Consider the following 13412-nt stretch of genomic DNA (forward strand, 5'->3'; position numbering starts at 1 on the left):
CCCAGGTCCGTCAGGCCAGCGCGGTGGTGAGCCGGCGGGCCTCGGTCACCAGCCGGGTGCCGCCGCCCCGCGCCACCACGTCGGCCAGGCCGGGCACCTCGATGCGTACCCCGGTCGCAGTGGCGGTCTCCGCGGCGAGGGTGAGCAGGTCTGGGGTGCCCCGCGGCGGCGTCGGCGTGGCCAGCAGCGGCGGCAGCGCCGCGGCGAGCAGCCGCCAGGTGCTCAGCCGGGCGCCCGCGGCGACCGCGTCGCGCAGCGGGGTCGCCGCCCGGGCGAGGGTCACCTGGCCGTCCGCCGCCAGCGCGCCCAGCCGCCCGCCCACGGCCGGCGCATCCAGGTCCCCGGCCGTCGCCAGCATCAGCAGGGCGTCGAGCGCGGCGACCCGGTCCACCTCGTGCCGGGCGCACAGCCCGTACGCCAGCGCCAGGTCGAGCGCCGGGCCGCCCGTGCCGGTGCACTCGGCCAGCGCCGGCAGGACCGTAGCGCCCTCCCGGACGTCCTCCTGCGCCGCCCTGGCGACCTCGGGTATGAGGTGTGCGGCGACCAGGTCCCGATGCCCGGGCAGCAGGGCGGGCCACAGGTCCCCCCAGCCGCCGTGCCCCCGCCCGACCAGGTGCTCGGGCACGGTGAGCAGCCCGAGCGGATCCGCTACACCGTCGGGTGGGGTGGTGGCGACCACGGTCCGCCGGCCGGGCAACCGGTCGTACCGGAAGTCGTAGCTGCCCACCCGCTCCCGCCGGCCGACCGTCACCACCTGGTGGACCGGTGCCGGGAGGGTGTCCCCGCGCAGCCAGCCGGCCAGCTCGGCGCCGGCCGGCGTGCCGAGCGCCGCCGCCTTTGCCGCCAGCCCCTCGTCCACCTTGGCCGGCAGCCGCAGCAGCGCCTGGGTGAGATCCCACCGCCAGACCGGGCGGTCGCCCAGGACGGCCAATCGGTCGTACAGCGCGGCCGGGTCGACGGCGCCGGTGACCGAGGTGGGCGCGGCGAGCAGGCCGGGGTCGTCCCGTCCGTCGAGCCGCTGGCCGACCTCGGCGAGCCGGGCACAGTACAGCTGAGTCGGCGCGGGCCGGCGGGCCGGCGGGCCGGCCGGACCACCCCGGAACGGGCGCGGCGTGCGGGGGCGGGACTCGGTGAGGATGCCGGCCCACTGATCGCGGCGGGTGGCCGCCTCGGCCTGTGCAGCGGCGGCCAGCAGGACCCCGTGCAGCTGGACCGACAGGTTGAACACCGCCCAGATGTGGTCGTCGGCGCCCACCCGGTGGTGCCGCAGCACCGGCAGCAGGGCGGCTGCCAACCGGTCCCGGTCGGTGGTGCCCAGCCGGACCAGCCCGTCGGCGACCCGCTCGACCGCCAGCGCCGGCCAGCGCCCGCCGAGCAGCGCCGACACCTCCTCCACCAGCTCGTCCACCTCGGTGATCGGGGGCGGGGTGGCCGCCACCGGTGCCGGGGGCGGGAGCTCGTCACCGGCCACCCGCACCGCGACGGCGGGGGCCGGCCGGTGGCCGTGCCGCTCCGCCAGCGCCACCGCCCGGTCCCGCAGGTCCGCTGCGGGATGCTCGGCAGCCACCGCGAGGACGGCCCCGATCTCCGCCGCCCGGCCCGGCCACTGCCCGGCGAGCCGGTCCAGCCAGGACAGCTGCGCCCGTACCAGCGTCTTGTCCGGCCGGGTCAGCATCGTGCGGGCGGCCTCCAACAGGGACTCCAGCTCCACCGAGTCACCAGAGTCCCGCAGTGCCCGCTGCGCCGCCATGGCGACCGGCCCGGGCGCGTCGGCGAGCAGCCGCAGGTACCCGCTGGACCGCGCCGCCACCTCCTCCGGGGTCGGTGCCAGCAGGTCGTGCAGGGCCAGGAACGGGCGCAGCGCGACCGGCCGGTCCCCGCGCAGCAGCCGACCGAGAACCCCGTCCAGCAGGACCGCCCGGTCGATCCGCCCCTCCGCCGCCAGCGCGGCCAGGGCCCGGGGCGCCGCCTGCCGGTCACCGCCGAACGTCAGGTCGGCGCCGACGCCGTCCACCTCGAACAACCGGGGCAGCAGCACGTCCAGGAACGGATCGGCGCGCAGCCGGTCGACCAGCGGTAGCTGCTGTGGCCGGTCGTGGGGCCGCTGCCACCACATCGCGTACGCCCAGCCGGCGACGAACGCGTCCCCGGTCGGCGGCGCCACCTTCTCTGCCAGCAGCAGCCCCGCCGCGAAGTGCCAGCCTTCCCACGGCTCGCTGCGGCGCAGCCGGTCGGCCAGCTTGTACGCCAGCTCGGGCAGCCAGGTCACGCCCCGCTGGCGGGCCATGGCGACCACTTGCTCCGGGTCGGCGTCCCGCAGCATGACCGACCGCCGACCGAGCAGTGCGGCGGCCTTCGTCGCGGTGCTGAGCGTGCCGACGACCGCCACCGCCAGGGCGGTCGCCTCCTTCCCCCACCACCAGTTGTCCCGCCGCCGCCGGACGTGGGCGACTACCTCCTCGCCGAGCGCCCGGCGGGCCGGCTCGTCCAACGCGTGCAGCACCGACCGGACGGCGGGCACGTCCCCGCGGACCAGGGACTCGAAGAAGTCCGTCACGCCCGCACCTCCGCCGGCGCCGCCACCATCGACACCGCCAGGGCATGCTTGCAGGGCCCGCGCTGCCCACGGTGCCGCCCCCACCACCGGCAGGAGCAGGTGTACGCGCCGTCGGGCAGCCGCCGCACCCGGTAGACCTCGTCGCCGCTGCGCACCGTGGCGTGCTCGCCCTGCCCGGCGACCGCGCCGTGCTCGACCAACACCCGGGCGCCGACCAGGCGGGGGTTGTCCCGCTCGGCCCGCCCCGCGTCGTACGGCATGACCCGGTGGAAGTACCCGCCGTCGGCCACGTCGTAGCCGACCCGCCCGGCGGTGCCGAGCTGGGCGAGGGCGGCGCGTACCCGGTCGTCGGGCAGGCCGGCCGCGTCGGCGAGCGCGGCGACGTCGATAGTCGGGTCCCAGGAGAGCAGCGCGGCGACCAGCTCCGCGTCGTCGACCACCTCGTCGCCGGCGAGCGCCAGCAGGGCGGCGCCCTCACCGGAGAACCCCCGGTACGGCTCCGGGGAGAGGGTCAGCGACAGCCGCAGCGCCCCGGTGTCGAGTTCCCACGTGCTCGGCACGGCGGGGGAGCCGGCCCGCACCGGTGGCCCGTACACCCGCAGGGCACGCGCATGCCGGAGCAGGCCGCGCAGCGCCGCCAGCCGGCCCGCGCCGGCCAGGCAGACGGCACCGGGCGCGGGCCGCGAGGTCAGCCGGAGGGTATGCCCGGCGGGCACCGCCCAGAGCACCGACCGGTCGGTGCCACCGGGGAGCCGGCGCAGGAACGCCGCCGCCTCCGCGGCCGGGATCTCGGCCCGCGGCTCGAATCCCGCGGTGAGTACCTGCACCTCGGCGAAGCCGCGCAGCCAGCGGCCCGGCAGCGGGACCTTCTTCTCCACCACCGCACCGTCCATCGTGGCGACCGTCAGGTCATCTGGGCCGACGGTCAGGTGCAGCGGTTCGAGCCCGCCGACCCGGGCCAGCGCCTCCCGCAGCGGCGGGTTGACGTCGACGTTGGTGGTGCCGTGCCCGACGATCTCGCCGTCGACGCCCGCCGGCAGCACGTCCATCCGGGCGTACACCCCGCAGCAGCCGGAGAACGACTCGAAGCGCAACCGGTCCCGGCTGCCCGTCACCACCGGGTCCAGGCTCGCCGGGCTGACCGGTTGGTGATAGCGGGTCCGGGCCACCTCGGCCACGGCGAGCAGCCCGGCGGCGGCTGCCGCGGGGGTGGTGAGGAACCCGGAGAAGAACCGCGGGTTCGCCGCCGGGCCACCGCAGGTCTGCAGGTCGAGACCGGCGGGGCGCAGCGCGGACGGCTGGAGGTATCGGTACGTCTGGACGGCGTTCACGGCGCACACCGTAGGGCGACGGACCGACATCCACGCCCCGCCCTGCTACCGTTTCTCCCCGTGTTCGCACTTCCCCTGACCGACGACGCCGAGCTGCGGCCGCTCAACCCGTGGCACGCCGACGAGTTCCTCGCCAACCTGGACCGGTGCCGGGAGCACATCTCCCCCTGGGTCGGTGCGTCCTTCGTGGCCACCGACGCCGAGTCCGCCCGCAAGGTGCTGCAGAACTACGCCGACCGGTGGGCCCGCGACGACGGCGGTATCTGGGGCATCTGGCAGCGCGGCACCCTGGTCGGTGGGGTGCTGTTCGTCTCGCTCAACACCACCACCGGCGTCGGCGAGGCCGGCTGCTGGCTGGAGCAGGCGGCCGAGGGCCGAGGGCTGGTCACCCGTGCCGCCCGCGTGATCATCGACTGGGCGATCCGGGAGCGCGGCATCCATCGCGTGGAGTGGGTGACCAAGGCCGGCAACGACCGCAGCATCGCCGTCGCGCGGCGGTTGGGCATGAGCCGCGACGGTGTCCTCCGCGAGGCTGCGCCGACGCCGACCGGCCGCGCCGACATGGAGGTCTGGTCGGTGCTGGCCCCGGAATGGAAGCCCTGACGCGTCGCTGCCGGCGGAGTTTTGTCGTACCTGGACGTGAACATGTGTCCATGGCTGCCCCCGCACTGGCCGACCGGTCCCCCGAGCCGCGCGCCCTGCCGCTGCGCGAGGTCCGCACCCGGCTCACCCAGCTCGTCGCCCTCGCCGAGCTGACCGACACCGTCACCATCGTCACCCGCGACGGCGATCCCCGACCGATCGCCGCGATCGTGCCCGCCCCCGCCGCCCGCACGACGACGCAGACCCGCGCCGACTCCGAGCGGATCGCCGCGATCAGCGCCGGCTGGTCCCGCCGCCTGGAGGAGCAGCACCGGCAGAGCACCCGGCGGCACGCCGCCGAGCGGCGTGCGCTCGTCGACGCCCTCGCCGAGGTCTGGGCCGAACTCGACCGCCGCGCCCCGGCCGGCGACCCGGCGCTCGCCCGGCTCCGCGCCGCCCACGCCGACCTGCTGCGCGACTGACCCGCCGGCGGCCACCCGATCCGGGGCCGCCGCCGACGTACGCGTCAGTCCCGGCCGCGCTCGGCGCGGTAGCGGCGGATCAGCGCGGCGATGGAGGAGTCCACGTCGCCCAGCTCCGCCGAGCTGCCGGTGAGCTTCGGCGCGAGCTGGTTGGCCATCACCTTGCCCAGCTCCACACCCCACTGGTCGAACGCGTTGAGGTCCCAAACCGCGGCCTCGGTGAAGACGATGTGCTCGTAGAGGGCGATCAGCTGGCCCAGCGTCGAGGGGGTGAGCTTCGGGGCGAGGATCGACGTGGTCGGGTGGTTGCCCGGCATCACCCGGTGCGGGACCACCTCGGCCGGCGTGCCCTCCGCCTCGACCTGCTCCTTCGTCCGGCCGAACGCCAGCGCGGCGGTCTGCGCGAAGAAATTCGACATGAACAGGTCGTGCATGTCGCCGAGGTCGTGGTTGGGCTGGCTGAACCCGATGAAGTCGGCCGGGATCAGCCGCGTTCCCTGGTGGATGAGCTGGTAGAAGGCGTGCTGCCCGTTGGTGCCGGGCTCGCCCCAGAAGATCTCCCCGGTCGGGTACGTCACCGGCCGGCCGTCGCGGGTCACCGACTTGCCGTTGCTCTCCATGGTGAGCTGCTGCAGGTACGCCGGGAACCGGTGCAGATACTGCGCGTACGGCAGCACCGCGTGGGTCTCCGCGTCGAGGAAGTCGGTGTACCAGACGTTCAGCAGGCCCAGCAGCGCCGGCACGTTCCGCTCCACCGGCGTGCTGCGGAAGTGCTCGTCGACGGCGTGGTAGCCGGCCAGCATCTCCCGGAACCGCTCCGGCCCGATCGCCAGCATCACCGACAGCCCGACCGCCGAGGGCAGCGAGTACCGGCCGCCCACCCAGTCCCAGAAGCCGAACATGTTCTCCGGGTCGATGCCGAAGTCGCGGACCCGCTGCTCGTTGGTGCTCACCGCGACGAAGTGCCGGGCGACCGCCGAATCGTCGGCGTCCAGCCCGGCCAGCAGCCAGCGCCGGGCCTGGTTGGCGTTGGCGAGGGTCTCCTGAGTGGAGAACGTCTTGGAAACCACGATGAACAGCGTGGACGCCGGATCCAGGTCGGTCGTCTTGTCGTGGATGTCGGTCGGGTCGATGTTGGACACGAACCGGCAGCTGATCCCCGCGTCCCGGTACGCCTTGAGCGCCTCGTACGCCATCACCGGCCCCAGGTCGGAGCCGCCGATGCCGATGTTGACCACGGTGGTGATGCGCTCGCCGGTGTGGCCGCGCCACGTGCCGGAGCGCACCCGCTCGGCGAAGGCCGACATCCGGTCCAGCACCCGGTGCACGTCGGCGACGACGTCCTGCCCGTCCACCACCAGCGACGCGTCGCGGGGCAGGCGCAGTGCGGTGTGCAGGACGGCCCGGTCCTCGGTGGAGTTGATGTGCTTCCCGGCGAACATGGCGGCGATCCGGTCGCTCAGCCGGACCTTCTCGGCCAGCACGGTGAGCAGGGCGATCGTCTCGTCGGTCACCAGGTTCTTGCTGTAGTCCACGTGCAGGTCGGCGACCTCGCCGGTGAGTCGCTCGCCCCGCTGTCCGTCGGCGGCGAACAGCTCCCGCAGGTGCGTGCCGCGCATCGCCTCAGCGTGCTTGCGCAGCGCCTGCCATTCGTCGGTGGTGGTGACGTCCACAGCCATCGGGTCGATCTTCTGCTTCCTACTCGTTGCTCATTGCTGAGCGGTTCGGATGGTTCGCTCTCCGCTCGGCTGGTGCCGGGCTGGAGTCCTGGACCGGCAGTCTGGTCCGATGGCGATCGGTCCTATCCTGCAGGATCTGCTTCACCACATGGTGTGGGGTGTGCAGGGCGATGTCGGGATCGCCTGCTCGCTGCAGGATGTTGATCGCAGCGTTCACATCAGCCTGCCACACCACCCCGCACCAAGTGCAGTGAAACCGATCCCCGCTACGCCGGCCGAACCGGCCGCAGCGGTGACAGGTTTGTGAGGTGTAGGCGGCATTGACGGGAACGAACGCAGAACCTCTACGCTCCGACACGTTTCTGAGCGCCTCCGCGGTGACCCCCTTGGTCCACGCGGCTAGACGCCGATTCACATTCCTACCGAGCGTCTTGCGTCCAGCGAACCGTTTGGTGAGGTCTTCAGCGACCACGGTGGCGGCCTTGTCCACGACCTCGTGCACGGCGGTGAAGATCTCAGTACGCACCTGCGAGCGGTGCCGGGCCGTCTTCCGCTCCCGCTCAACGCTGCCAAGGTTGTTGGACCTGATTCGGTGCGCTTTCGCGTGATCACCGCGACGTGCGGCGGTGTTCGCGATTGAACGCAGCTTCGCCCGGCGCCGGTTGCGTTCCTTCAGCCGATCCGACTCTGTTGCCAGCAGTTCGCCGAGGCGGGGGCCGTGGTGATCACCGTCGGAGTCGGTGAGGGCTTCGGTGTAGCCCTTGTCGACGCCGATGGTCCGGTCGCCGCCGGGTCGCCGCGAGGATCGCAGCCGCGACGCGTCGACCTGATAGTGCACCTCGACCCGGCCGCCGCGGAGGATCAGCCGCAGTGTCCCCGTCGGCGCCACCGTCGTCGACAGCGGAATGCGGATGCGGTTGTGGCCGCGCTTCCAGCGCTTGCGCATCTGCCGGGCCAGGAACGGGTCAGTGGCCCACTGGTCGGCCTTCAGCGCGGTGAACATCCGCTTGCGCTCAGCCGCATCCTTGGTGCGCCGGTCGATGGCCCTCCGGACCTGCACTTTGGCCGCCTCCATGTTCGCCGCGATGTCGGCCATGGCGTCGCGGACGGTCTCCTTCCACGCGTTCGCCAGCACACCGAACCGTGTGTGGGTGCCTTTAGCAAGCCACTGGTCCCGTACCTGCCGATCCCTCAAGCCAGAACCGACACCCGCGACTGAGCCGTACCGCTGCCACACCTCACTACGAACCCGACCCAACCGGCGCGCCTGCTCCACCAACGCCGCGTACTTACGCTCGTTCACGGCTATCGAGTAAGCAATCCGAGTGACCTTCACCGCCTGCCTCCACGGCTAGATCCGCCCGACTGAGTTCCTTCTCGTAGCGTCGCAGCCCGTCCGGCCTGCACGAGGCGGGGCGCACGACCGCCAGCAGATCCTCGACCAGTTCCCCTCGCGGGGACAACTCCCACCGAGCGGCTCACCCGCATGGCAACTCACCGATCCGGTCGGAGCTGGTCACAATAGGCAAGCATAGATCGCTGCACGGAGGAGCCGACAGCTACCCACTCCCCATCACGACGGGCCGTCAGCGGGCTGTCTGCCCGCCCCCAGAGGGGCGGCGTTGACCTCGAGCGCACTCGAAATCCTACGGTGGCGGGACCGGCCGCCGCCCGGCCCGCGCGGCGTCACCCCACAAGGAGCATCCATGCGCTACCGCGTCCTCGGCGGCACCGGCATCGAGGTGAGCGTCCACTGCCTCGGCACGATGATGTTCGGCGCGGTGGGCAACCCCGACCACGACGACTGCGTACGCATCGTGCACGCCGCCCTCGACCAGGGCGTCAACTTCGTGGACACCGCCGACATGTACTCGGCGGGCGAGTCCGAGGTGATCGTCGGCAAGGCGCTGAAGGGCCGGCGGGACGACGTCGTCCTGGCCACCAAGGTGCACTTCCCGATGGGGGAGGGGCCCAACCGGGGCGGCAACTCGCGGCGCTGGATCGTCCGGGAGGTCGAGGAGAGCCTGCGTCGCCTCGACACCGACTGGATCGACCTCTACCAGGTGCACCGCCCCGACCACACCAACGACGTGGAGGAAACCCTGGGCGCCCTGACCGACCTCGTCCGGGCCGGCAAGATCCGCGCCTTCGGCTGCTCCACGTTCCCCGCCGACGAGATCGTCGAGTCGCACCACGTCGCCGAACGGCGCGCGCTCGGCCGGTTCCGCACCGAGCAGCCGCCGTACTCGATCGTGGCCCGGGGGATCGAGACCTCGGTGCTGCCGGTCTGCCAGCGCTACGGCATGGGCGTCCTGGTGTGGAGCCCGCTGGCCTCCGGCTTCCTCTCCGGCCGGTACCGGCAGGGCCGGTCGGTCGATCTCACCGCCGGCCGGCCGGCGCGCACCCCGGCCCGCTTCGACCCCGCGCTCCCCGGCAACGCCGCCAAGTACGCCGCCGTCGAGGAACTGGCCGCGCTCGCCGAGGAGGTGGGCTGCACGCTTCCCGAACTGGCCGTCGCGTTCACCGTGGCGCACCCGGCGGTCACCTCGGCGATCATCGGACCGCGCACGATGGCGCAGTTGGACGGGCTGCTCAAGGGCGCCTCGCTCACCCTGGACGACGCGGTGCTCGACCGGGTCGACGAGATCGTGCCGCCCGGCACCAACCTCTACCGGCCGGACGGCGTCTGGGCGCCGCCGGTGCTCACCGACCCGGCCCGCCGGCGCCGCCCGCTGTCGCAACGGGCGGCCGCCTGAGCGGGAGTTTCCACCGTCGGTGTCCGCGGCGGCCCCGGGTGCAGACCTCCGCCGCCGTTGCGTCAGCGTCGCTACCCTCCGACCCCAGAGCTGTCTTTTGAACGTTGCCGTGTTCGGGCCGGCGAGTATGGGGCAAGGGTTACCAGGCCTTGATTGGGTATGGTGCTCGAATGATCTTCGAGCGGGGGCAGACGATCGTCCGTCGGCACCTGTACCCGGACGGCCGGGTCGGCTCGGTGCTGTGCGGGCGGGTGGCCAGCGACGACGAGCGTGGGCTGGCGCTGTGGATCGAGGCGGGCTCACAGGCCATGCGCCGGGTTGACGGCGCTGGCCAGCCGACCCGGAAGCTGTCGCTGCTCACGGAGCTGCGGATGACTACGATGCTCAGCCTGAGTACGTGGGAGCCTTTCCGGACTCTGATGCTGATGCCGCGTGGGGCGGCGCACTCGGTCTGGTGGAGCTGGCGACCGGACGGCGATTTCGACGGCTGGTATGTCAACCTGGAGCGTCCGGTCACCCGGTGGGCTGGTGGGGTCGACGTCTACGACCAGGAGCTCGACCTGCTCGTCTATCCGGATGGTAGGTGGTCGTGGAAGGACGAGGACGCGTTCGCCGAGTACACCGGCGAGCCGGCGTTCTGGGATGAAGTCGAGGCCGCCGAGGTCCGGGCCGAGGGCGAACGGCTGCTTGCCCTGGCCTGCGCCGGGGCCGCGCCCTTCGACGGCCGGTGGATGGACTTCCAGCCGGATCCGGCGTGGCGGCCGACGTTGATGCCGCACTGGTGGGAGTTGCCGGCGGACGCGACCTGCTGGGGTCCCGAGTACTTCCAGCCCTGAGAGCGTGCTTGAAGATGGCGCCGACGATGTCGCGGCGGTAGTTCTCCGGCCGTCCACCTGCGCGCGCCGGGTGGCAGCAGCGGTTCGATCAGCGCCCACTGGGCATCGATGAGGTCCGAGGGGTAGCGACGCTCGCGCGGCATCCGACCATCGTGGACGATCAATCGATCGGCCACACGACACGCGACCAATCACGAGAACTGCTCAAACGCCCTCACGGGTGTCAGGGGCGGATCTGGTTGTCGCTGCCTTGGACCTGATGTCGTAAACGACTCACCCAGGCCGGGCGGGCTCGTCACTGCCCGCCTCTCGCACTGGCGGGGGGTGGCGGCGATTCGTTGGTGATGTCAGCTCCAAAGGCAGCGACAAGGTATGACGCCCGAACCCGCGGGACTGGCTACGCTGCTCCGATGTTCTTCGAGCCAGGCGAGATCATCAACGACGGGCTGCTGCTCTGGCATCCAGCCGGCTGCGACTTTGCTCGGCTCATCGATGCGGATGGCAGGAGCCTGCCGTCCGCGCCGAGGGGGAGCGGCTCGTCAAGCCGATCGAGGCAGGTGGCTTCCCCTTCGACGGCACCTACACCGACTTCCGTCCCCACCAGCACTGGTCGATGCTGCGACTCACGTCGGCCGCCACCCGCTGATATCCGTTCGACCGGCCCGCGAGTCCTCCGCCAGACTCTCCCCGTGGATCGTCGCGACCTGGTCCGGGTGAGCAAGCAGATGTCCCTGGCGCTGCGGCACCGGCCGGACCGGTTCGGACTGGCGCTCGACCGGGCCGGCTGGGTGCCGGCCGCCGATCTGCTCGCCGCGCTGCGGATCACCCGCGCCGACCTCGACGCCGTGGTCGCCGGCAACGACAAGCAGCGATTCGCCGTCGCGCGCGGGACCGACGGTGTGGACCGGATCCGCGCCAACCAGGGCCACTCCGTTACGGTCGAGCTCGGACTGGCGCCGGCCACCCCGCCCGACCGGCTCTTCCACGGCACGAGCGACGGCGTCCTGCGCGCGATCCGCGTCGAAGGGCTGCGCCGGGGCCGCCGGCACCACGTGCACCTGTCGCCGGATGTGGCGACCGCCCAGCGGGTCGGGGCCCGCCGGGGCGGCACGGTGGTGATCCTCACCGTGGCGGCGGCCGCGATGGCCGAGAACGGCTTCGTCTTCTACCGCAGCGACAACGGCGTCTGGCTCACCGACGCTGTGCCGCCCGCGTACCTGAGCGGCTGAGGCCGGGCGGCGGTCAGACCACGGTGACCGGGTGGCGGACCACGCCGTCGAAGAGGTAGCCCAGGTCGTTGTGCGTGGCCCGGTCGGGCTGCCCGGCGCCGGTGACGTCGGTGGCCCGGGCGCGCAACGTCCAGCGGCCGCGCGCCGGGGGGCGCCAGACGGCCGTCCACCGCTGCCAGGGCCCGCCCCGGTCGGCGGCGACCAGCTCGGCCGGGCGCCAGCCGTCACCGGTGTCCACCTCGACCCGGTCGATCGGCCCCGCACCGGACCAGGACCGGCCGTGCAGCAGCACCTCCGCGTCGGCCGGCACGCGGGCGTCCCAGGCGAGTTCGAACGCGCTCTTCACCGACTGGGCGCCCAGCACCCCGCCGTCGACCGGATGCCCGGGCCCGAACATCCGGTAGAACTGGGTGTTCCAGGGGGAGAACAGGGGAGTGGTGGAGACCTCGACCGGGCCCACCCACTTGATCGAGGAGATGCCGATCCAGCCGGGCACCACGACGCGTACCGGGAAGCCGTGGTCGGCGGGGAGCGGCTCGCCATTCATCTCGTACGCCAGCAGCACATCGTCGAGGGCCTTGGCCACCGGCAGGGGCCGGCGGACCCGGCCGAGGTTGGCCCCGCCGGTCACGTAGTCCGGGTCCAGCCCCTCCGGCATCACGTCGACCGCGTCGTCGGTGAGCCCGGCGAGGCGGAGCACCGTGCCCAGCCGTACGCCTCGCCACCGGGCCACCCCGACCCCACCGAGGTCCCAGGCCACGCCCGGGGCCGGGTCGTCCTGCTGGTCGGCGAAGTAGCGCCGGCCGTTGCCGGCGCACTCGAGCAGCGCGGTGCTCTCCTCGGCGGGCAGCCGGCGCAGCTCGTCGAGGGTGAACTCGACCGGGGCGTCCCGGGTGGGGGCGTCGCGCAGCCCGGTGCCGAACAGGCGCAGCCGCCAGGCGCGGGCGTCCAGGCGGGGCGTCACCGTGTGGTTGCGGACGAAGAAGCGGTCGTTGGGGACCACGTACCCCTGCCCGGCCATCGCGTCCCAGCGCATCTCCGCGTTGGTCTCCAGCGGGCGCAGCAGCTCGGGCAGCAACGGCTTGGCGATCGGCGCTCCCGGGTCGACGCCGACCGGCGCCGGAGCCACCGCGACCGGATCCCGTTCCGCCGCGGCGGCGGTCAGGGCGGCCATGGCCGAGCCCAGCTCCAGCAGGTCGTCGCGGGCGACGCCGGCGCCCTGGGCCTGCCCGGCCAGCCACTGCCGGCTCCGCCGGGCGTCGTGGTCGGCTTCCTCGGACGACGGGGGACGGGACACGGCTGACCTCCGGCTCGGCGACGCTGCCACCGCATTCAACCAGTACGGTTCTCGCGGCGTCGGCCCAGGTCAGGGCTCAGGCCACGCCGATCGGCGGCACCACGCCCGTCACGGCTCGCGCTGCACGGCGAGGAAGTCGGCGAGCACCCGGGTGTGCGTGGAGAAGGCCAGCTTGACCGGCTCGGTGAGGACCAGCCACTCGGTGGCCTCCTCGGTCGGGGCGGACGGCGGCAGATCGCCGACCGCTCGCTCGGGCAGCACGCCGAAGACCATCATGGTGCCGCCAGCCGGTGCCCCGTGCACCGCGAACAGCCGCGCCTCGTCGGCCTCGGCCAGCAGGCCGGTCTCCTCGCGCAGCTCCCGGACCAGCGCCTCGGACCACTCCTCGCCGTACTCGATGAAACCGCCGGGGAGGGCGAGCTGGCCGCGGGCCGGCTCGATGTCGCGGCGGACCACCACCACGCCGAGGCCGGCCGGAGTCCGGACCGGCAGCACGGCCACCGCGACGGGCAGCGGGTTACGCCACACCGTCTCCCCGCAGACCGCGCAGACCCTCGGCCAGCCGACCTCCGTCGCGTAGGCCGAGCCGCAGTATGAGCAGTGGGAGAACGGTGCAGCAGCGGTCACGCCGCAGCACGTTACCCGCTCGCCCGGCGGAGCGCG

At 73.1% G+C, this 13412-nt stretch carries 11 protein-coding genes; 5 read left to right on the top strand and 6 right to left on the bottom strand.

Annotated features, from left to right (window positions below):
* Positions 1-10: 10 nt before the first annotated feature.
* Complete coding sequence (locus ACFYOS_RS05655) at positions 11-2557, bottom strand: hypothetical protein (protein WP_387136222.1); 2547 nt, start codon at positions 2555-2557, stop codon at positions 11-13.
* Positions 2554-3888, bottom strand: a complete 1335-nt coding sequence (locus tag ACFYOS_RS05660) for an SWIM zinc finger family protein (RefSeq protein ID WP_387136223.1) — start codon at positions 3886-3888, stop codon at positions 2554-2556. Before ACFYOS_RS05660 ends, ACFYOS_RS05655 begins: the two co-directional genes overlap by 4 nt.
* Before the next feature lie 60 nt (positions 3889-3948).
* On the opposite strand from ACFYOS_RS05660, the gene ACFYOS_RS05665 reads away from it, so the two are divergent.
* Together ACFYOS_RS05665 and ACFYOS_RS05670 are read left to right on the top strand one after the other, a co-directional pair.
* Complete coding sequence (locus ACFYOS_RS05665) at positions 3949-4491, top strand: GNAT family N-acetyltransferase (RefSeq protein ID WP_387136224.1); 543 nt, start codon at positions 3949-3951, stop codon at positions 4489-4491.
* Between the two features lie 50 nt (positions 4492-4541).
* A complete protein-coding gene (locus ACFYOS_RS05670; RefSeq protein WP_387136225.1) occupies positions 4542-4952 on the top strand; it encodes a type II toxin-antitoxin system Phd/YefM family antitoxin in 411 nt (136 codons plus the stop codon).
* 44 nt (positions 4953-4996) lie between these two features.
* Here ACFYOS_RS05670 and pgi read toward each other — a convergent pair whose 3' ends face one another.
* Together pgi and ACFYOS_RS05680 are read right to left on the bottom strand one after the other, a co-directional pair.
* Positions 4997-6631: a glucose-6-phosphate isomerase gene (gene pgi, locus ACFYOS_RS05675; protein ID WP_387136226.1), complete on the bottom strand. Its 1635-nt coding sequence runs from the start codon at positions 6629-6631 to the stop codon at positions 4997-4999.
* 19 nt (positions 6632-6650) lie between these two features.
* Entirely contained in the window at positions 6651-7934 is a 1284-nt protein-coding gene (locus ACFYOS_RS05680) for an RNA-guided endonuclease TnpB family protein (protein WP_387136227.1), read from the bottom strand.
* A gap of 403 nt (positions 7935-8337) precedes the next feature.
* Here ACFYOS_RS05680 and ACFYOS_RS05685 point away from each other — a divergent pair, with 403 nt between their 5' ends.
* The 3 genes from ACFYOS_RS05685 (at position 8338) to ACFYOS_RS05695 (ending at position 11452) form a co-directional block, all read left to right on the top strand.
* Positions 8338-9387 carry an aldo/keto reductase gene (locus tag ACFYOS_RS05685; RefSeq protein ID WP_387136228.1) on the top strand — a complete coding sequence of 350 codons (1050 nt, stop codon included), beginning with the start codon at positions 8338-8340 and terminating at the stop codon, positions 9385-9387.
* Positions 9388-9557: 170 nt separating this feature from the next.
* Positions 9558-10223: a DUF402 domain-containing protein gene (locus ACFYOS_RS05690; protein ID WP_387136229.1), complete on the top strand. Its 666-nt coding sequence runs from the start codon at positions 9558-9560 to the stop codon at positions 10221-10223.
* Between the two features lie 689 nt (positions 10224-10912).
* Positions 10913-11452, top strand: a complete 540-nt coding sequence (locus ACFYOS_RS05695) for an RNA 2'-phosphotransferase (RefSeq protein WP_387136230.1) — start codon at positions 10913-10915, stop codon at positions 11450-11452.
* A 13-nt stretch (positions 11453-11465) separates the two neighbouring features.
* Here ACFYOS_RS05695 and ACFYOS_RS05700 read toward each other — a convergent pair whose 3' ends face one another.
* Together ACFYOS_RS05700 and ACFYOS_RS05705 are read right to left on the bottom strand one after the other, a co-directional pair.
* Positions 11466-12749 carry a sulfite oxidase gene (locus tag ACFYOS_RS05700; protein ID WP_387136231.1) on the bottom strand — a complete coding sequence of 428 codons (1284 nt, stop codon included), beginning with the start codon at positions 12747-12749 and terminating at the stop codon, positions 11466-11468.
* A 108-nt stretch (positions 12750-12857) separates the two neighbouring features.
* On the bottom strand, positions 12858-13376 hold the full coding sequence (locus ACFYOS_RS05705) for an NUDIX domain-containing protein (RefSeq protein WP_387136232.1): 519 nt from the start codon (positions 13374-13376) through the stop codon (positions 12858-12860).
* Positions 13377-13412: the final 36 nt, after the last annotated feature.

The sequence above is a fragment of the Micromonospora sp. NPDC005806 genome (assembly GCF_042871425.1).
In the GTDB taxonomy this organism is placed as follows: Bacteria; Actinomycetota; Actinomycetes; order Mycobacteriales; family Micromonosporaceae; genus Micromonospora.

Bases quoted from the DNA above. Each gene is read 5' to 3' on its own strand.
- ACFYOS_RS05670 (WP_387136225.1), top strand. From the start codon at position 4,542: ATGGCTGCCCCCGCACTGGCCGACCGGTCCCCCGAGCCGCGCGCCCTG.
- pgi (WP_387136226.1), bottom strand. From the start codon at position 6,631: ATGGCTGTGGACGTCACCACCACCGACGAATGGCAGGCGCTGCGCAAG.
- ACFYOS_RS05685 (WP_387136228.1), top strand. From the start codon at position 8,338: ATGCGCTACCGCGTCCTCGGCGGCACCGGCATCGAGGTGAGCGTCCAC.
- ACFYOS_RS05690 (WP_387136229.1), top strand. From the start codon at position 9,558: ATGATCTTCGAGCGGGGGCAGACGATCGTCCGTCGGCACCTGTACCCG.